Genomic DNA, 18,769 nt, shown 5'->3' on the forward strand with positions numbered 1-18,769 from the left:
TGCGGCCCCGATGTTGTCAGCGCTTGGCGATGATATACACCGCGTGCACGATCCCCGGAATGTACCCCAATAGCGTCAGCAGGATATTCAGCCAGAACGCCCCGGCGAACCCCACCTGCAGAAATACCCCAAGCGGCGGCAGCAAGATGGCGATGATGATGCGAATGAAGTCCATGCAAGTCTCTCCTGAAGGGGTTTCAACAGAGACTAGCCGCGCATCGTAGAGGTTCCACACGCCCCCAATGCCAGGCAAAAAAAACGCCCCTGACCAAATGAAACAGGCCAGGGGCGATGCGCAGGAACGCCAGACGGTTCGTTGAATTCGGTTACGCCGGCATTTCGCGGCGGGCCTGCTGCTGTGCATGCAGGCGGGCAAAGGCGCGGGCCAGGCGCAGGAGCATTTCGTCGATGTTGCCCTTGCTCACGGTCAGCGCCGGCGAGAAGCGCACCACATCGGCCTGCGGTGCGTTAAGCAGCAGGCCTTCGTGCAAGGCTGCCTTTACCAAGTCCTGGGCAACGCGCTCTTGCAATTGCAAGGCCCATAGCAACCCTTGGCCACGGACCTCGCCTTGGCCATAACGCCCAGCCAAGCGGCTAAGGCCTTCGCGCAGGTGGCGGCCGTTGTCCTGCACCTGCTCGAAGAAACCAGGCTCCAGCACGGTGTCCAGCACGGCCAGGCCTGCCGCGCTCATCAGCGCGTTGCCATGGTGGCTGCCTTCCAGCTCACCGGGCTCGGCGCAGCAAGCGCTGCCACGGGCCAGCAAGGCGGCCAGCGGCACACCACCGCCCAGGCCCTTGCCCAGGGTGATGATGTCGGCACGCACACCGTAGGTCTGCTCGGCAAGCAATGCGCCACAACGGCCGATACCGGTCTGCACTTCATCCAGAATCAGCAAGATGCCCAGCTCGCGGCACAGCTTCTCGACCCCTTTGAGGTATGCCTGCGTGGCCGGAATAACCCCCGCCTCGCCCTGGATCGGCTCAAGCATGATCGCCACGGTGCGTGAATCTACTTCGGCATGCAGCGCCGCCAGGTCATTGAACGGCACCTTGCTGAAGCCCGGCAGGCCGGGCTCGCAGCGATTGCACGGCAGCGGGTCGGAGGCCGACAGCGCGCCCAGGCTGCGGCCATGACAAGCCTGGCTGGCGGTGATGATGTGATAGGCGCCGTTGCGGTGCAGTTGGCCCCATTTGCGCGCCAGCTTGATTGCCCCTTCGCAGGCTTCGGCGCCGCTGTTGAGCAGGTAGGCCTGGTCGCTGCCGGTGCTTTGGCAGAGGCGCTCGACCAGGGCCAGCAGGGCACGGCTGTGGTAACCCGCACCCGGATTGATCAGCGCCTGGGCCTGGCTACCCAGCGCCTTGACCAGCACGCTGGGGCTGTGGCCCAGGCTGTTCACCGCGCCCCCCTGGGTGAAGTCAAGGAAGGCATGGCCCTCGCTGTCCCACAACCACGACCCCTGGCCGCGCACGAAAACCTGCGAAGCACGTTCGGTACTCGGCATCAGGCGCTCACGGGACAACTGCGGCGCATCCGCCACGATCACCGGCGCACGCTCGGCCTCGGCGACGGCGGCAGTAGCCGAGCGGCGCAGGTTGAACAGGTTCATCAGGGCTCCAACCAATCACGGTAAAGGGCGGCCAACGTGCGGTCTTGATGCCAGCACTTGATATTCAGCCTTGCCTATCAAAAGTGTTTTTCATTCCAGGTAACAATCGGCTGATTAACCGCTGTAACCCACTGGAATACGGCGATAGACTAGGCTTCGCGAAGGTTTTCGACCATTCCGTTTTTCCAGCATTTTCGATAAGTGTTACTTATGGATTTCCGCCAACTGCGTTATTTCGTCGCGGTGTACGAAGAAGGCCATGTGGGCCGCGCCGCCGAGCGTCTGTCACTGTCCCAACCGGCGCTTTCCCAGCAGATCCGCCAACTGGAACACAGCCTCGACCTGAGCCTGTTCGAACGTAGCAACAAGCGCCTGCTGCCGACCTTGGCCGCCCACACCCTGTACAACCATGCCCTGCCGCTACTCGATGGCCTGCAGCGGGCCCATGAGGCCATGCGCAACTTCAAGGGCCAGTCCCTGCGCACCTTGGCCATCGGCGTGCTGCAGACCGTGCGGCCCAGCCTGGTGCCGCAGTTGCTCGAACGCTTGCGCAGGGCGCAGCCGCATCTCGTCGTGCAGATCTACGAATTGTCGGGGCTGGAAATCGAACGGCGCCTGCTCAATGGCAGCCTGGACATCGGCATCAGCTACCTGCCGCCGCGCCAACCTGGCCTGCATGGCCTGCTGTTGTACGAAGATGAACTGCAGCTGGTCATCCCCGATACCCACCCCTTGAAGGATTTCAAGAAGGTATCGATCCGCCAGGCCGCCGAGCTGCCCATGCTGATGCTGGGCGAGGAGTTCCAGATTCGCCAGATCTGGCAGGCGCAACTGGCCAGCCAGGGCCGTCGGCCACAGGTTCAGGCAGAGATGAATAACATGGCGGGGATTCTCGACAGCCTGGCGCACACGGCGCTGGCCACCATTCTGCCGGGTCGGGCCAAGGATGCGGCCGAGGATGACCAGGGTCTGCTGTGGAAGCCGCTGAGCGAGCCGCGAGTACCGCTCAAGGTTGGCCTGGTGTTCCGCGATGCGCAGCGCCAGCAAGCGTCGGTCGAGCTGCTGCGTACGTTGCTGGAAGAAGAGACAGACGCGCGCCAGCTGGGGGGCTCGCCGCTGGATGTGCTCGGCTGACAAAACACGCGCACAAAGAAAACCCCGCCGAAGCGGGGTTTCCCAGACTGTTTCCCTGTGACATCCGTATCGCCCCGCCATCCTGGCAGGTGGTCCTTCGTCGTCATCCTTGATCTGTCCTTTGCGCTTCCTGCGCAACGTCCATGTGGTAAAGATTACACGTGGATCCAATCTGAGAACAGTGGTGAAAAGTCACCACGTCGTGTAGGAGAAAGCTTACAAAGACGACTCATTGCTAGTCATACAGGCAATGGGGGCGGTGCTGTCCCTGTGGGAGCGGCCTTGCGCCGCGAAAGGGCCGCAACGCGGCCCCGGCGTCCTCAGAACTGCTCAGCGTCCAGCAGGTACAACGACTCACTCCCCGCCTTCACCGACGCCACCAACGACTGCACCCGCGGCAGCAGGCGCGCGAAGTAGAACCGCGCCGTCCCCAGCTTGCCCGAATAGAATGCTTCATCACCCTCGCCGGCCTTGGCAGCCCGCGCCATCAACGCCCACATGTAGCCATAGGCAACGTAACCAAAGGCATGCAGGTACTCGACCGAGGCTGCGCCAATTTCATTGGGGTTGCCCTTGGCCTGCTCCAGTACCCACTCGGTCAGCCCGTCCAGTTGGTCGAGGTAAGCGCCCAGCGGCTTGGCGAACTCGTCCAGGTCACTGCCAGCACTGGCGATAAACCCACGGATTTCGTCCGAGAACAGCCTGTAGTACGCACCACCACTGGCAACCACCTTGCGCCCCACCAGGTCGAGGGCCTGGATGCCGTTGGTGCCTTCGTAGATCTGCGTGATGCGCACATCACGCACCAATTGCTCCTGCCCCCATTCGCGAATGTAGCCATGCCCACCGAACACCTGCTGACCATGCACGGTGCACTCCAGGCCAAGGTCGGTGAGGAAGGCCTTGGCCACCGGGGTCAACAGCGCCACCAGCTCTTCGCTGCGCTTGCGCGTGGTCGCGTCTTCGCTGTACTTGGCACTGTCGAGCTGCATCGCCACGTAGCTTGAGAAGGCGCGGCCACCTTCGATCAAGCCTTTCATGGTCAACAGCATGCGGCGCACGTCGGGGTGGACGATGATCGGGTCGGCGGCCTTGTCCTTGGCGTGCGGGCCGGTCGGGGCACGGCTCTGCAGGCGGTCGCGGGCGTATTCCACGGCGTTCTGGTAGGAACGTTCGGCCGAGGCCAGGCCCTGGATGCCTACACCCAGGCGCTCGTAGTTCATCATGGTGAACATGGCCGCCAGGCCCTTGTTGGGCTCACCGACGATGTACCCGACCGCTTCGTCGAAGTTCATCACACAGGTGGCCGAAGCCTGGATGCCCATCTTGTGTTCGATCGAGCCACAGGTGGCCGGGTTACGCGCGCCCAGGCTGCCGTCGTCATTGACCAGGAACTTAGGCACCAGGAACAACGAAATGCCTTTAGGCCCGGCTGGCGCGTCAGGCAGCTTGGCCAGCACCAGGTGGATGATGTTCTCGGTCAGGTCGTGTTCGCCACCGGTGATGAAGATCTTGGTGCCACTGACCTTGTAGCTGCCGTCGGCCTGGGGTTCTGCTTTGGTGCGGATGATGCCCAGGTCGGTACCGGCATGGGGCTCGGTCAGGCACATGGAGCCGGCCCACACACCGGCGTACATGTTGGGCAGGTACTTTGCCTTGAGCGCTTCACTGGCGTGGGCATTGATCGACAGGCAAGCGCCAGCGGTCAGCATCGGGTACAGGCCGAAGGCCAGGCTCGACGCGTTGACCATTTCTTCGACCTGGGCCGAGATGACCTTGGGCATACCCATGCCACCGAACAGCGGGTCACCGCCAACGCCCACCCAGCCGCCGTCTGCGTAGGTGTTGTAGGCCTCGATAAAGCCGGCCGGCGTGCGCACCGCGCCGCTGTCCCAGTGGCAGCCTTCTTCGTCGGCAGCGCGGCTGAGCGGGGCGATGGTTCTGGCGGTCACCTTGCCGGCCTCTTCCAGCACGGCCAGGGCGGTCTCGGCATCGACCACTTCGGCCAGCGCGGGCAACTGCGCCCATTGCTCGGTCACGTTGAAGACTTCATTCAAAACGAAGCGCATGTCGCGCAGGGGCGCTTTATAGTCGGCCATGACAACCTCTCGCTAGTAGGGTCGGGGCGGTCTCGGAGAACCGCGACACTGGGTTGTTGGCAGTGTAACCGAACAACTTTTACGAGACATAGGGTCATCACTAGACCGCATAGTCATTTACAGTCACGCACTACAAGGCGCCCAAAAATGCAAAAACCCGCCTGCCGATGAAGGCAGGCGGGTTTTTGGGCAAGCGGTGGATCAGTAAGAAAGACCGAAGTGCTCTTCATCCATTGCCATCAGGTTCCCAGCACCCGACAGCATCGTCGCCACGTGGGTACGGGTACGCGGCAGGATGCGCTGGAAGTAGAAGCGCGCGGTCTGCAGCTTGGCGGTGTAGAACGCCTCTTCTGCGGTACCGGCAGCCAGCTTCTCGGCCGCCAGGCGGGCGATGTCAGCCCAGAAGTAGGCCAGGCAGGCGTAACCGGAATACATCAGGTAATCGACAGAAGCGGCACCCACTTCTTCGCGGTCTTTCATGGCAGCCATACCGACCTTCATGGTCAGCTCGCCCCATTCCTTGTTGATGGCCGCCAAAGGCTCGACGAACTCTTTGACCGCAGCGTTGCCTTCCTGCGCCTGGCAGAACTTGTGCACGATCTTGGTAAAGCCCTTCAGCGCTTCGCCTTGGGTCATCAGTACCTTGCGGCCGAGCAGGTCGAGGGCCTGGATGCCGGTAGTGCCTTCGTACAGCATGGAAATACGGCTGTCGCGCACGTTCTGCTCCATGCCCCACTCGGCGATGAAGCCATGGCCACCGTAGATCTGCACGCCGTGGTTGGCGGCTTCGAAGCCGACTTCGGTCATGAAGGCTTTGGCGATCGGGGTCATGAAGGCCAGCAGGGCGTCGGCTTTTTTGCGCTCTTCCTCGTCCTGGCTGTACTTGACGATGTCCACCTGCTTGGCAGTGAAGTAGACCATGGCGCGGTTGCCTTCGGCGAAGGCCTTCATGGTCAGCAGCATGCGGCGCACGTCTGGGTGGACGATGATCGGGTCGGCAGCCTTTTCAGGCGCTTTAGGGCCGGTCAGCGAACGCATCTGCAGGCGCTCACGGGCGTACTTCAGGCCACCCTGGAAGGCCACTTCGGCGTGGGCCAGGCCCTGCAGCGCGGTGCCCAGGCGAGCGGTGTTCATGAAGGTGAACATGCAGTTCAGGCCTTTGTTGGCCGGGCCGATCAGGTAGCCGGTAGCACCGTCGAAGTTCATCACGCAGGTGGCGTTACCGTGGATGCCCATCTTGTGCTCGATCGAGCCGCAGGTCACCGCGTTGCGCTCACCGGCAGCGCCTTCGGCGTTGGGCAGGAACTTGGGCACGATGAACAGCGAGATGCCTTTGGTGCCGGCCGGTGCATCGGGCAGGCGGGCCAGGACGATATGGACGATGTTGTCGGCCATGTCGTGCTCGCCAGCAGAAATGAAGATCTTGGTGCCAGACACCTTGTACGAACCGTCAGCCTGCGGCTCAGCCTTGGTGCGCAGCATGCCCAGGTCGGTGCCGCAGTGCGGCTCGGTCAGGCACATGGTGCCGGTCCACTCACCGGAGACCAGCTTGGTCAGGTAGGTCTCTTGCTGCTCGGGCGTGCCGTGCTCGGAGATGGTGTTCATGGCGCCATGGGACAAGCCAGGGTACATGCCCCACGACCAGTTCGACTCACCGACCATCTCGCTCAGGGCCAGGCCCAGCGACTCTGGCAGGCCTTGGCCGCCGTGGGCCACATCATGGGCCAGGCTCGGCCAGCCACCCTCGACGAACTGCTCGTAAGCTGCCTTGAAACCGGTCGGCGTCTTCACACCCGACTCGCTCCAGGTGCAGCCTTCCTGATCGCCAACACGGTTCAGCGGGGCCAATACCTGCTCACAGAATTTCGCGCCTTCTTCGAGGATCGCGTCGACCATGTCGGGCGTGGCGTCCTGGCAACCCGGCAGGCTCTGATAATGCGCTTCGTAGCCGAGCAGTTCGTCGCGAACGAAACGGATATCACGCAAGGGGGCTTTGTAGTCAGGCATTGCGATGAACCTCTGTGATGAGTTCGGGGGGTGATCGGTACTACCGAGAAGCGCTTGGCGGCCTTCGATCAAACAGTTGTTTGAAACTTACGTTTAGCACGGCCGGATGTCAAGGAGGGACGATAGTGCCATTTGCGCCACGAAAAATGGCGTTTACGCCACCCTGCTTTTCAAGTCGACAAAAACACCTGTGGGAGCGGGCTCGCCCGCGAATAGGCCTGCCCAAATAACAGAAGTGTCTGGGCAGACGCATTCGCGGGCAAGCCCGCTCCCATAAGGTTGGACGGGTGCGTTAGGCGAGAAGCCTGGAATCAGGCGTAGGTGTCGATGAACCGGCCGAGCATTTCGTCGGATGCCTTGACCACCTTCGCACCAAGCTCGACTTCATGTTTGCCCAGTGCCAATTGCACGGTACTGGTCGCCAGGTCCATCTGCTGGCTGCGATCGACAGCGCGCAGGCGTTCTGCCTGAAAGTCGCTCGACTGGCTGGTGGCGGTGCGCTCGGCGGTGTTGTTGGCGATCTGGCTGGCGGCTTGATCGACGCGGTTCTGGCCGGTGTGGATTGCGCTCAGGCCCGCGTAGTAGGCGGAGCTACCGGTGATTTCCATGTCAGGACTCCATTGACGCTGGATGACGAACAGGCCTAATTAAAGCAGCCGACGGCAGAAAAGGCCCGTAAAAATCGTTAATAGCACAGTGCCAGTCAATAGACAGCGCCGGTTAGTCCAGCAAATCCAGCTGCAAATGCTCAGCCACCATATCGGCACTCGCCAACTTCAACTTCGGTACCCGCCCCAGGCAAGGCGCCGGCAACCGCTCAGCGAGGCTGGCCAGGTTCTCTTCGAGGCGCGACGTGCGCGGCTCGATAATGTTCGCCACCCAGCCCGCCAGTTGCAGCCCATCGCGGGCAATCGCTTCGGCGCTGAGCAAGGCATGGCTGATACAGCCCAGGCGCACCCCAACCACCAGGATTACCGGCAGTTGCAGGGCAATGGCCAGGTCGGACAGGTTGGCCTGGCCCGACAGCGGCACACGCCAGCCACCGGCGCCTTCGATCAACGTGAAGTCGGCGTTTTGCTGCAGTACGTTACGCATCGCCGCCAGCAGCTCGGGCACACCCAGCGTGACGCCCGCCTCGCGTGCGGCGACATGCGGCGCAATCGCAGGCTCGAAGGCGAACGGGTTGACCTGTTCGTACGGCAATTTGATGGTGCTTTCATCGATCAGCGCCTGCGCATCGCTGTTGCGCAGCCCCTTTGGCGTTACCGTGCAACCTGACGCCACCGGCTTGGCGCCCAATGTGCTCATGCCCTGCAATCGCGCCGCATGCAGCAGGCCGGCGGCAATGGTGGTCTTGCCGACGTCGGTATCGGTACCGGCAATGAAGTAGGCCTGGCTCATCTGACTCCCCTTACGCCTGTGGCTTGCGCAACACACCATAGACCACTTGGTAAGTGGCGGGCAGCCCCTGGGGCTGGCGAAATGCCTCATATGCCTGCAACAAACCCTGCATGCGGGCACGGCCGGTGAGCCCCGAGGGGCGGCCCGGGTTGATATTGTGCGCGCCCAGGGCCTTCAACTCGTGGGTCAGGCTGCGCACATCGGGGTAGTGCAGCACGTGCGCGCGCTGCTGCAGCGTCACCTGCTCCAAGCCACTGCCCGCGCACAGGCGTTGGTAATCGTCGAAACGGCGGAAGCGGTTGACATGCACCAGGCCATCCACGGCCTGCCAACTGGCACGCAGCTCATCGAGAGTGCCGACGCACAGGCTGCTGAAGGCCAGCACACCGCCCGGGCGCAACACCCGGCGCGCCTCGTCCAGGACGCTGGCGAACTGCCCGCACCACTGCACCGCAAGGCTGGAGAACACCAGATCGACGCAGGCGTCGCGCAGCGGCAAGCGTTCGGCATCGCCGGCCACGTGGTACTGCGCGCCGCGCTGTTCAGTGCGGGCATGGCGCAGCATGCCTTCGGCGATGTCCACTGCCACGCCACTGGCCTGCGCGAAGCGCTCGGCCAACACCCGGCTGAAGTGCCCGGTGCCGCTGCCCAGGTCCAGCCAGCGCGACGGTGCCAGGCCCTCCGGCAGCTGGCCCAGCAGGCTCATGCCGACATCACGCTGCAAGGCCGCGACACTGTCGTAACTGGCCGCCGCGCGGGAAAACGAGGCCGCTACCTGGCGCTTGTCCGGCAGCGCGCCGGGCAGGGTCGGACGGGAAAGGTCAGTCATCGCCACTCTCATGCAGGAAACTCTTGATGCCCGCCGCCAGCTCCTGTGGGTACTCCAGCAGGAATGCGTGGGAACTCTCTTCGACCAGGCCGACTTCCACGTCCGGCAACAGTTCGCTCAGGGCCTTGGCGGCCTCCGCCGGTACCAGCGCATCACTGCCGGCGAACAGGTGCAATTGCGGCCCAGCGTAGTGTTGCAGCGCAGCGCGGGTGTCCAGTTGCGCCAGCACCTGCAATCCACTGGCAAGGTACAGCGGGTCGGTGTCTGGCACCCCGACGCCAAGCTGACGCAGCAATGTACGCGGCTGCAGCGCGCCGTCGCTGCACAGGGTGCGAAAGCGCTTGAGCGTCACCTGGGTGTGGCTGCGGCAACCGTCCAGAAACGTGCCAAAGGTGTCTTCGGCCATGCCGTGGGGCCAGTCCGGTCGCGCCACGAAGCTGGGGTTGCTGGCCAGGGTCAGCAAGCCACAGCAGTGATCGCCGCGCTGGCTTGCCAACGCGCTGGCCAGCATCCCGCCGAGCGACCAACCGCCCAACCAGGTGTCGGTGGGCAGCTTGCGATCGAGGTGATCGACCCAGGCTTGAACATCAGCATCGGCCAGCTCCGGCAGAGGCATCAGTTCGACCTGCAGGCGGGCATCCTGAGCGCGCAGGCTGGCCGCCAACGGCTCCAGCGCCGCAGTACCCAGCCCCCATCCGGGCAGAAGGATCAGTCTGTTACGCATCGGCGGCCTCCAGTTGTGGATAACACTCGGCCAATGCATTCAACAATAGCTGCACCTGCGCTTCACTGTGCGCGGCGCTCAGCGTCACCCGCAGACGGGCGCTGCCGGCGGGCACGGTGGGCGGGCGAATCGCCGTCACCAGCAAGCCACGCTCGCGCAGCATCTGCGACAGGCGCAGTGCCTGCGCGCTGTCACCGATCATGATCGGCTGGATCGGCGTCGGGCTGTCCATCAACTCAAGGCCGATCTGCTGCGCGCCCTGGCGGAACTGGCGGATCAACGCGGCCAGGTGCTCGCGGCGCCAGGTTTCGCGGCGCAACAGCTCCAGGCTCTTGAGCGTGGCACAGGCCAACGCCGGCGGCTGGCTGGTGGTGTAGATGTAAGGGCGTGCGAACTGCACCAGCGCCTCGATCAGTTCCTCGCTGCCGGCAACGAAGGCGCCTGCGGTGCCGCAGGCTTTACCCAGGGTGCCGATCAGCACCGGCACGTCATCGACGCCCAGGCCAAAGTGCTCGACGATGCCGCCACCTTGGGCGCCCAAGGTGCCCAGCCCATGGGCATCATCGACCATCAACCAGGCGCCGCGGGCACGGGCGACCTTGGCCAGGGCCGGCAAATCGGCAAGGTCGCCATCCATGCTGAACACGCCGTCAGTCACCACCAGGGTATTGCCGACGGCCTTGTCCAGGCGGCTGCCCAGGCTGACCGGGTCGTTGTGCAGGTAGCGGTTGAAACGGGCGCCACTGAGCAGCCCGCCATCGAGCAGGGAGGCGTGGTTAAGGCGATCCTGCAACACCGTGTCGCCCTGCCCCACCAGCGCGGTGATGGCGCCCAGGTTGGCCATGTAGCCGGTGGAGAACAGCAATGCACGCGGGCGCCCGGTGAGTTCCGCCAACGCCTCCTCGACCTGATGGTGCGGCGTGCTGTGGCCGACCACCAGGTGCGATGCGCCACCGCCGACACCCCAGCGCTCGGCGCCAGCCTGCCAGGCCGCGATCACGTCGGGATGATTGGCAAGGCCAAGGTAATCATTGCTGCAGAACGCCAACAGCGGCCGGCCATCGACCACCACTTCCGGCCCCTGGGGGCTTTCCAGCAATGGCCGTTGCCGATACAGGTCTGCAGCGCGCCGTTCGGCCAGGCGCGCTGCCAGGTCAAAGGCCATCTCAGGCCGAGGCTGCGTTGTAGAACATCTCGCTGCTGCGCTGTTCGACCAGCGCCTGTTCGATGGCGGCCTGGTGCACTTCATCGGCATGCTCTTCGCGGGCCTCAGGCTTGATGCCGAGGCGGGCGAACAGCTGCATGTCCTTGTCGGCTTGCGGGTTGGCGGTGGTCAGCAGCTTCTCGCCGTAGAAGATCGAGTTGGCGCCTGCCATGAAGGCCAGGGCCTGCATCTGCTCGTTCATCTGCTCGCGGCCGGCGGACAGGCGCACATGCGACTTGGGCATCAGCAGGCGGGCCACTGCCAGCATGCGGATGAAGTCGAACGGGTCGACATCTTCTTCTTCGGCCAGGGGCGTGCCAGCCACCTTGACCAGCATGTTGATCGGTACCGATTCTGGGTGCTCGGGCAGGTTGGCCAGCTGGATCAGCAGGCCGGCGCGGTCGTCCAGCGACTCGCCCATGCCGAGGATGCCACCCGAGCAGATCTTCATCCCCGCATCGCGCACATAGGCCAGGGTCTGCAGACGCTCGCTGTAGGTACGGGTAGTGATGATGCTGGTGTAGAACTCCGGCGAGGTGTCGAGGTTGTGGTTGTAGTAATCGAGGCCGGCCTGGGCCAGGGCCAGGGTCTGGTCCTGATCGAGCTTGCCGAGGGTCATGCAGGTTTCCAGGCCCATGGCTTTGACACCTTTGACCATTTCCAGCACGTAGGGCATGTCTTTGGCCGACGGGTGTTTCCACGCCGCGCCCATGCAGAAGCGGGTTGAACCAATGGCTTTGGCGCGGGCGGCTTCTTCCAGCACCTTCTGCACTTCCATCAGCTTCTGTTTTTCAAGCCCGGTGTTGTAGTGGCCGGACTGCGGACAATATTTGCAATCTTCCGGGCAGGCGCCGGTCTTGATCGACAGCAGGGTCGAAACCTGCACACGGTTTGGGTCGAAATGCGCGCGGTGCACAGTCTGCGCCTGGAACAGCAGGTCATTGAACGGTAGCTGGAACAGCGCCTTGACCTCGGCCAGGGACCAGTCGTGACGTGTTGTTGCAGTTGTGCTGGCGCTCATCGGCGTTTCCTTGTTTAGGCTGTAACTGGCGCCGGGACAGGAATGCCCGCCAGCGCATCACGGATAGCTCGCATAGTCATGGAAGGCCTATGAACTGTCAACCCAACCTGAAATCACTGGTTTACAAGTGTACAAATATCAACCAACGCTGTTTGCTATGCGACGCGGCTGCCGAACAGGCGTATCCGTTGTGTATCGCCTGCGAGCAGGAGCTGCCCTGGCTGACAGACTATTGCCTGCGTTGCGCCCTGCCTTTGCCAATGGCCAACCTGACCTGCGCCCAGTGTTGTCGCCGGGTGCCGGTGTTCCACCAAGTCATCGCGCTATGGCACTACGGGTTTCCGGTAGACACCCTGATCAGCCGTTTCAAGCACAACCGCCAGTGGCCTTTGGGGCGGTTGATGGCCGAATTGCTCGGCCATGGTCTGCAACACCGCTATGCAGAAGGCTTGCAAGCACCTGACCTGCTGTTGCCTGTTCCGTTGGCCAAGCGTCGACTGCGTGAGCGCGGCTTCAACCAGGCGGGCATGCTGACGCGCTGGCTGTCGTCGCAGTTGGGCATTGCGTGCGACGAGCGGGTGCTGCTGCGTAAACGCGAGACCCCGGCGCAGCAGCATCTGGATGCCAAGGCCAGGCGGCGCAACCTGCGCCAGGCATTCTGTGTCACCGGCCATGGCGCGTTGGAGGGCAGGCATGTAGCAGTCGTTGACGACGTGCTGACCACCGGTGCCACGGCGCAGGCGATTGCCGAGGTGCTATCCAGGGCCGGGGCACGCAGGGTGGATGTGTATTGCCTGGCGCGCACGCCCAAGCCTGGGCAGATGTAATCTGCGTGGGGCGGTATGGCTTGACGATGCGTTGCCATGAAGGCACCGTCCCTTGATCAACTGCTGACTAACCTGCCCATGCCCCTGCCCAGCCTCCTTACCCAACACATCGCCCGCCGCCCGCATCGCATCGCGCTGCTGCAGCACATTGCCGAGCAAGGCTCGATCACCCGCGCCGCCAAGGCCGCAGGCATCAGCTACAAAGCTGCCTGGGACGCCATCGACGAGCTCAACAACCTGGCCAGCCAGCCCTTGGTCGAGCGCAGCACCGGCGGGCGGGGCGGCGGCGGGGCGCGGCTTTCGGCCGAAGGCGAGCGCGTGCTGCGGCTGTATCAGCGCTTGCAGGCATTGCAGGCGCAGGTACTGGAGGCGGCCGAACACTCCAGCGACCTCGACCTGCTCGGGCGCCTGATGCTGCGCACCAGTGCGCGCAATCAGCTGCAGGGCAAGGTCAGCGGCCTGCGCCGGGAAGGCCGGCATGATCGGGTAAGCCTGGCACTGGGCGGCGGCCTGGAAATCGAGGCGCTGATTACCCACGACAGCACCGCGCGATTGGAGCTGACATTGGGGACAATGGTCGTGGCGCTGCTCAAGGCAGGATGGGTGCAACTGCTGGGGGATGGCGATGAAGCCGACGCTGGCAGCAACGGCCTGAAGGCAACGGTCGAGCAGGTGCTGGCCGAAACCGACGGGCCCAGCGAGGTGCGGTTGGCGTTGGGTAACGGGCAAACGTTGTGCGCGTTTGCCGAGCAGGACTGGTTGGCACGCAATCGCGTTGATACCGCCAGCACGGTGCGGGTGCAGTTCCATCCTTCTTATGTACTGCTGGGGGTGCCGGTGTAGGACCGGTTGGGCGGGTTGGAATGCGCTACCATGGCCCCACGCCGCCCATCCCCGGAGTCACCATGTCCCACCCCTTCGACACCCTCACCCCCGACCTGGTCCTGGACGCCGTGGAAAGCATTGGCTTTCTTAGCGATGCCCGCATCCTGGCCCTGAACAGCTACGAGAACCGCGTCTACCAGGTGGGCATCGAAGACTCACAGCCGTTGATCGCCAAGTTCTACCGCCCAGGCCGCTGGAGCGACGAGGCCATCCTCGAAGAACACCGCTTCACCGCCGAGCTTGCCGATTGTGAAGTGCCCGTGGTCGCACCTCTGCAGCACGATGGCCGAACGCTGTTCGAACACCAGGGTTTCCGCTTCACCCTGTTCCCCCGCCGCGGCGGCCATGCGCCGGAGCCCGGCAACCTCGACCAGCTGTATCGCCTCGGCCAGTTGCTCGGCCGCCTGCACGCCGTTGCAGCGACACGCCCGTTCGAGCATCGCGAAGCGCTGGCTGTAGACAACTTCGGCCACGCGTCACTGAAAACCCTGCTGGAGGGCAACTTCGTACCGCGAGAATTGCTACCCGCTTTCGAGTCTGTTGCCCGCGACGTACTGAAACGGGTCGAGGATATCTACGCCCGTACCCCACACAAGGCAATCCGCCTGCACGGCGACCTGCACCCGGGCAACCTGATGCATCGCGACGAGGTCTATCACGTCGTTGACCTCGACGACTGCCGCATGGGCCCGGCGGTGCAAGACCTGTGGATGATGCTTGCCGGCAGCCGCGAGGAACGCCTCGGCCAGTTGGCAGAGCTGATCGACGGTTACAACGAATTCCATGACTTCGACCCGCGCGAGCTGCCCCTGATCGAGCCTTTGCGAGCCCTGCGCCAGTTGCATCACAGCGCCTGGCTGGCACGCCGCTGGGACGACCCGGCCTTCCCGCGCAGCTTCCCGTGGTTTGGCCAACCTCGCTACTGGGGCGACCAGATTCTCGCACTGCGCGAGCAGATGGCTGCACTGGATGAGCCGCCGCTGAAGTTGTTCTAAGCCTTTCAGCCTGGAATAACAGAACTTTCTCACCGGCTCGACCTAGTATTTTTGCCAGTAGGCAAGGGCGAGGGCTGGGTGTAAAAAACTCCCAAGTCAGCGTGGGAGTTTTAGTCATGAAAACACAACTTACCCCGGCACCGAGCGCGCGCGGGTGTCGGCGTCTGCCGCCCTGAGTTTCCCTCTTTTTGCATTCGCAAACAGTTAGCGCGTGCTCAAAACCCTTCAATAGTAGGCATGCGACACATTCGATCGCAAGCGCAGTGTAAATCTAAACATATGCCCGGAGATGATACGCTCATGAGTAACTCGACAAAGCAATCGCTTGAAGACTTCCTGAAAGAGCTGGGTAAGAAACGACAAAACTGGAAGTACCCGGTGATCGTGGCGTTCGATAGAACCACCGCAAACCATGTATTGAAACAGGAGTTCATTGAACATTATACGGAGGGAGAATTTATCCCCCCTCTGACTAGCGAAATTGATCTCGACCCAGGCATCTCCTATCACAAGCTACTGGATTTTTGCCTGGATGAACCCAGGCTATCCTTTGAAAACGCAGACCTCAGCGATTCTAGAGCAAAACTGTTGATGCGAACGGTCAGGGGAAAGCAAATTCAGTTGAGCCAAGCATCCGGCAGCACACGCAGACGGGTGTCGAAGTTGGCAGAGGCGACCCCTATCAATGGTCCAACGCTTGTGTTTGATGTTGAATTAAAAGGAAGTAATGCGCAGATATCTGAGGAAGGCGAGGTCTACTTCAACATTGCCACCGGCAAAAACTATACATTCCACGGTGGCGTGACGGAATTTAAAAAGGATAAACTGGGCGAGCACTTCAGCATTTACTTCGCATCACTGAGACCTAGAAAAATTCAATATACATTGGGCAAGCTTTCCAATTTAGAAAACTCAACCATAAAGCCAGAAAAGTTTGCAATTCGTACCCACGGAGGTCCCGGATCAACGCTTAGAAATGAAGAGAGTTTTGGTGACGGGGCAGTCGTATTATTTGTAGAAATAGAAGGATTCGATAGTAAAGACGCTGTACCACCTGATGAGAACAGCAAACTTACATATCTTTTGCCTGACGACCTAAGTGCGTCGGTGATGATCAATCGAACTCTAGTGATGGACAATTTCATCTTTCCCGCGCTTAAGTCAAGCAATTCATTGCTCAAACATATGGAATGGAAACTCATGAGCGCGGCAGCAGCGAAAGATTTCGAATATATGGCTGTGGGTAATGGCTGGGTGGACTCGGTGGTCATGGCTGCAGGTCCGTGGCGCTTCGTGGCGGCGGCACATAATTATTATGCTCCCACTGACTATAATGCTACTCAACGGTTACGGATAGCATTTAAAGATGACAAGCTCGTGATTACCTGGGTTGGGAATTTCAATACGCCCGCAGAGATACTTAATGGGAACGACCGAGAGCGAGGAGCACTCCACGTTGAATGGGATGTTCGTCACGAGTATGCATTTTCCGTTGATAGCTCTGGTGATTCAGATCACATCGTACTCTCTCGGGTGGGAGGCCACGAAAACTCTTCTGTGAGACTGAGCGGCAACCTTGATCGCTACTGGGATGACTACATAAGTCACATTCTTAAAAAGGAAGCCATGTACGCCGAGGCAGAGAAGTTTCTGGCCAACGTTACAAGTAGTGCGAATGAGACACTGCGTAGTGTCGGCGCGAATATTGACACCTTCATTTTGTCTTCCCTGCTTTTCCGGAACTCTAAGATCAACCTTGAATACGCACACTGGCCAAATGATGTAATGGCACTGGGTCAACTGGCTCCTGACCGCAACAAGCTCACCATTACCAGGAGCGACAACACACCAATCGATAACGGTGAAACCAGTATACTGTCCGGTACTGCTCTGACCTTCAAGACCACCCCTGCTACTGAAGGCGTAACATGGAGCGTACGTCACATCCCTGATTACGAAGGTGAGAACCCCACTGGTACGATCGACCCGGCTACCGGGGCTTACAGCGCGCCCGCTGCCGACAAATTCGAAGGCAGTCATATCAAGGTCATTGTTACCGCTAAAAAAGGCACTGCCGTTTCGCATGTCTTGGTAAGCGTATTGCGGACCACCGTCAACGCTTACCCCACGGTCATGACAGTTAACTTAGACTCCTATGGCGATATCATAGGCGGTGAGATGAATGGCCAAACAGTCAACTGGCAAGTCAAAGGGCTAGGCCGCATTGAAGATAACCCGACGCCCGACCCTCTGGCACAAGCCTCTAAACGGTACTATTCCCCCAAAGAAGTTCCAGATTTTGAAGCAAGCATGCCCGCAGTTGATGAGGTCATGCGCCTTGACCAAGTCGTGGTCAGCAACGGGGCTTCCAGCAAAACCGTCCACATACTCCTGCCTGTTGAAACCCAAGCGGCTTATTGGCTGAAGCCCGTCACGGCCGGCGCCAGCGTAAAGCTCGAGTTCTGGTTCAAGCCCAGGGGCAAACCGGAACAGCAAGTGGCGGCGGACGATACTTCATGGTATGTACGCATCGGTAACGGCACCATAGAAGACGGTGTATACACGCCACATGCGTCAAAGCCCGACGAGGACTGCATTGTCATCGTCGCGATAGACGAATCGCAAATGACGATTCAATACGCCAGTATTATTGTGCCCATTCCCTTTATCGACGCTGAACAGTTCGTGTCGCTTTACGAATCTGTAGAAGCCAGTGACAAGGCACGTAGGTTGCGCCTAAACCAGAAATGACCAGTCGAGCGTATTGACGGCCCTATTTTGCAATGCCGTCCACACCGAGAACCAGGGCCCAGCCCTGGTTATCGCATTTTCTGGCTACACAGTTGGGCCGCCTTCCTTTACCTCAGCAGCATCGGCCGCACGAGAGAACGCTCCACAAGCGCGCAGGAAATACCCGAACAAGTCAGCACAACGCACCAACCTGTGCTGAAATAGCTCGGCGCTTTATTTAGCTACCTAAGCAAGGATTCTGCATGCACGCCGCAAACCCGCAACGCGGGTACATCCTGGGCCTCAGTGCCTACATCATCTGGGGCCTGTTCCCCCTGTACTTCAAAGCGATCCAGAGCGTGCCAGCGGTGGAGATCATCGTCCACCGGGTACTCTGGTCGGCCCTGTTCGGATCGCTCCTGCTACTGGTATGGAAGCACCCCGGCTGGTGGCGCGAACTGCGCGACAACCCGCGCAGGCTGGCTATCCTGGCATTGAGCGGGGCGCTGATCGCCGGTAACTGGCTGACGTACGTATGGTCAGTAAACAATGGCCGCATGCTCGAAGCCAGCCTGGGCTACTACATCAACCCGTTGATCAACGTGCTGCTGGGCATGCTCATCCTCGGCGAGCGCCTGCGCCGCCTGCAATGGCTGGCGGTGGCCATGGCAACGGTGGGGGTGGCCCAGCAGGTGTGGCAGGTGGGCAGTCTGCCGTGGGTCTCGCTGGTACTGGCGCTGAGCTTCGGCTTCTATGGGTTGATCCGCAAACAGGCACCGGTGGCGGCGCTGCCGGGTCTGGTGGTGGAAACCTGGATGTTGGTGCCACTGGCCCTTGGCTGGCTGTTACTGCACCCCGCCGCGATGAGCGCGCAGGGCGCGTTCTATACCAGCAGCGAAGCGCTGTGGTTGATGGCGGCAGGGCCGGTGACCCTGGTGCCGCTGGTGTGTTTCAACGCCGCCGCGCGCCATCTGCCGTACACCACGCTGGGCTTCTTGCAGTACCTGGCGCCGACCCTGGTGTTGCTGCAGGCGGTGTTGCTGTTTGACGAGCATTTGTCGTCGAGCACGCTGGTGGCGTTCATGTTCATCTGGGCGGGTTTGGCGATCTATAGCGTCGATGCCTGGCTGAATTTGCGCAAGCGGCGCTGATCAAATAATGATCAAATCTCTGCAGGGCACGCCTTTCGTGGCCTGCAGAGACATCTCCAGAGGTTATCCACACCCTCGTCCCCGTGCTTTGTGCACAAGCTGCTGATTATTGGATGTTTTTTGATCAAACCTGGGGAAGCCTTGATGCGCCTGGG

The 18,769-nt window shown here is 61.4% G+C and carries 16 protein-coding genes; 6 read left to right on the plus strand and 10 right to left on the minus strand.

Translation table 11 applies throughout. The features are described 5' to 3' along the window. Positions 1–16 precede the first annotated feature (16 nt). On the minus strand, positions 17–175 hold the full coding sequence (locus tag OGV19_RS21845; RefSeq protein WP_033727371.1) for a YqaE/Pmp3 family membrane protein: 159 nt from the start codon (positions 173–175) through the stop codon (positions 17–19). Positions 176–326: 151 nt separating this feature from the next. After that, positions 327–1,607: an aspartate aminotransferase family protein gene (locus OGV19_RS21850; RefSeq protein WP_264310594.1), complete on the minus strand. Its 1,281-nt coding sequence runs from the start codon at positions 1,605–1,607 to the stop codon at positions 327–329. 210 nt (positions 1,608–1,817) lie between these two features. On the opposite strand from OGV19_RS21850, the gene OGV19_RS21855 reads away from it, so the two are divergent. After that, on the plus strand, positions 1,818–2,741 hold the full coding sequence (locus OGV19_RS21855) for a LysR family transcriptional regulator (protein WP_264310595.1): 924 nt from the start codon (positions 1,818–1,820) through the stop codon (positions 2,739–2,741). A gap of 320 nt (positions 2,742–3,061) precedes the next feature. Here the strand turns inward: OGV19_RS21855 and OGV19_RS21860 are convergent, their stop codons facing one another. From OGV19_RS21860 to bioB, 8 genes are all read right to left on the minus strand, one after another. Continuing rightward, positions 3,062–4,840 (minus strand): acyl-CoA dehydrogenase C-terminal domain-containing protein, encoded by a 1,779-nt coding sequence (locus OGV19_RS21860; protein WP_264310596.1) that lies wholly within the window; start codon positions 4,838–4,840, stop codon positions 3,062–3,064. 201 nt (positions 4,841–5,041) lie between these two features. Next, positions 5,042–6,847, minus strand: coding sequence for a phenylacyl-CoA dehydrogenase (locus OGV19_RS21865; RefSeq protein ID WP_264310597.1), 1,806 nt, complete (start codon positions 6,845–6,847; stop codon positions 5,042–5,044). Positions 6,848–7,158: 311 nt separating this feature from the next. Next, positions 7,159–7,455, minus strand: coding sequence for a pyrroloquinoline quinone biosynthesis protein PqqE (locus OGV19_RS21870; protein WP_264310598.1), 297 nt, complete (start codon positions 7,453–7,455; stop codon positions 7,159–7,161). 112 nt (positions 7,456–7,567) lie between these two features. Continuing rightward, positions 7,568–8,248 (minus strand): dethiobiotin synthase, encoded by a 681-nt coding sequence (gene bioD / locus OGV19_RS21875; RefSeq protein ID WP_264310599.1) that lies wholly within the window; start codon positions 8,246–8,248, stop codon positions 7,568–7,570. A 10-nt stretch (positions 8,249–8,258) separates the two neighbouring features. Next, entirely contained in the window at positions 8,259–9,077 is an 819-nt protein-coding gene (bioC, locus tag OGV19_RS21880) for a malonyl-ACP O-methyltransferase BioC (protein WP_264310600.1), read from the minus strand. Next, positions 9,070–9,801 carry an alpha/beta fold hydrolase gene (locus OGV19_RS21885; RefSeq protein ID WP_264310601.1) on the minus strand — a complete coding sequence of 244 codons (732 nt, stop codon included), beginning with the start codon at positions 9,799–9,801 and terminating at the stop codon, positions 9,070–9,072. Before OGV19_RS21885 ends, bioC begins: the two co-directional genes overlap by 8 nt. After that, positions 9,794–10,966, minus strand: coding sequence for an 8-amino-7-oxononanoate synthase (gene bioF, locus OGV19_RS21890; protein ID WP_264310602.1), 1,173 nt, complete (start codon positions 10,964–10,966; stop codon positions 9,794–9,796). The genes OGV19_RS21885 and bioF overlap by 8 nt, the downstream gene beginning before the upstream one ends. A gap of 1 nt (position 10,967) precedes the next feature. Beyond that, on the minus strand, positions 10,968–12,026 hold the full coding sequence (bioB, locus tag OGV19_RS21895) for a biotin synthase BioB (protein WP_264310603.1): 1,059 nt from the start codon (positions 12,024–12,026) through the stop codon (positions 10,968–10,970). Between the two features lie 89 nt (positions 12,027–12,115). On the opposite strand from bioB, the gene OGV19_RS21900 reads away from it, so the two are divergent. The 5 genes from OGV19_RS21900 (at position 12,116) to rarD (ending at position 18,614) form a co-directional block, all read left to right on the plus strand. Next, the gene (locus tag OGV19_RS21900) at positions 12,116–12,853 is read left to right on the plus strand and encodes a ComF family protein (RefSeq protein ID WP_264310604.1); all 738 of its coding nucleotides are present in this window, start codon (positions 12,116–12,118) and stop codon (positions 12,851–12,853) included. A gap of 78 nt (positions 12,854–12,931) precedes the next feature. Next, positions 12,932–13,696 carry a molybdenum-dependent transcriptional regulator ModE gene (locus tag OGV19_RS21905; protein WP_264313987.1) on the plus strand — a complete coding sequence of 255 codons (765 nt, stop codon included), beginning with the start codon at positions 12,932–12,934 and terminating at the stop codon, positions 13,694–13,696. Positions 13,697–13,758: 62 nt separating this feature from the next. Then, a complete protein-coding gene (locus tag OGV19_RS21910; protein ID WP_264310605.1) occupies positions 13,759–14,733 on the plus strand; it encodes an SrkA family protein kinase in 975 nt (324 codons plus the stop codon). 300 nt (positions 14,734–15,033) lie between these two features. Further along, positions 15,034–17,484, plus strand: a complete 2,451-nt coding sequence (locus OGV19_RS21915) for a hypothetical protein (protein WP_264310606.1) — start codon at positions 15,034–15,036, stop codon at positions 17,482–17,484. Positions 17,485–17,726: 242 nt separating this feature from the next. Continuing rightward, positions 17,727–18,614 (plus strand): EamA family transporter RarD, encoded by an 888-nt coding sequence (rarD, locus tag OGV19_RS21920; protein ID WP_264310607.1) that lies wholly within the window; start codon positions 17,727–17,729, stop codon positions 18,612–18,614. Positions 18,615–18,769: the final 155 nt, after the last annotated feature.

Origin of the sequence: Pseudomonas putida, from assembly GCF_025905425.1 — a bacterium.
Lineage (GTDB): Bacteria > Pseudomonadota > Gammaproteobacteria > Pseudomonadales > Pseudomonadaceae > Aquipseudomonas > Aquipseudomonas putida_AF.

Coding starts and splice junctions, on each gene's coding strand:
- OGV19_RS21845 (WP_033727371.1), bottom strand. CDS start 175: ATGGACTTCATTCGCATCATCATCGCCATCTTGCTGCCGCCGCTTGGG.
- OGV19_RS21850 (WP_264310594.1), bottom strand. CDS start 1,607: ATGAACCTGTTCAACCTGCGCCGCTCGGCTACTGCCGCCGTCGCCGAG.
- OGV19_RS21855 (WP_264310595.1), top strand. CDS start 1,818: ATGGATTTCCGCCAACTGCGTTATTTCGTCGCGGTGTACGAAGAAGGC.
- OGV19_RS21860 (WP_264310596.1), bottom strand. CDS start 4,840: ATGGCCGACTATAAAGCGCCCCTGCGCGACATGCGCTTCGTTTTGAAT.
- OGV19_RS21865 (WP_264310597.1), bottom strand. CDS start 6,847: ATGCCTGACTACAAAGCCCCCTTGCGTGATATCCGTTTCGTTCGCGAC.
- OGV19_RS21870 (WP_264310598.1), bottom strand. CDS start 7,455: ATGGAAATCACCGGTAGCTCCGCCTACTACGCGGGCCTGAGCGCAATC.
- bioD (WP_264310599.1), bottom strand. CDS start 8,248: ATGAGCCAGGCCTACTTCATTGCCGGTACCGATACCGACGTCGGCAAG.
- bioC (WP_264310600.1), bottom strand. CDS start 9,077: ATGACTGACCTTTCCCGTCCGACCCTGCCCGGCGCGCTGCCGGACAAG.
- OGV19_RS21885 (WP_264310601.1), bottom strand. CDS start 9,801: ATGCGTAACAGACTGATCCTTCTGCCCGGATGGGGGCTGGGTACTGCG.
- bioF (WP_264310602.1), bottom strand. CDS start 10,966: ATGGCCTTTGACCTGGCAGCGCGCCTGGCCGAACGGCGCGCTGCAGAC.
- bioB (WP_264310603.1), bottom strand. CDS start 12,026: ATGAGCGCCAGCACAACTGCAACAACACGTCACGACTGGTCCCTGGCC.
- OGV19_RS21900 (WP_264310604.1), top strand. CDS start 12,116: ATGAACTGTCAACCCAACCTGAAATCACTGGTTTACAAGTGTACAAAT.
- OGV19_RS21905 (WP_264313987.1), top strand. CDS start 12,932: ATGCCCCTGCCCAGCCTCCTTACCCAACACATCGCCCGCCGCCCGCAT.
- OGV19_RS21910 (WP_264310605.1), top strand. CDS start 13,759: ATGTCCCACCCCTTCGACACCCTCACCCCCGACCTGGTCCTGGACGCC.
- OGV19_RS21915 (WP_264310606.1), top strand. CDS start 15,034: ATGAGTAACTCGACAAAGCAATCGCTTGAAGACTTCCTGAAAGAGCTG.
- rarD (WP_264310607.1), top strand. CDS start 17,727: ATGCACGCCGCAAACCCGCAACGCGGGTACATCCTGGGCCTCAGTGCC.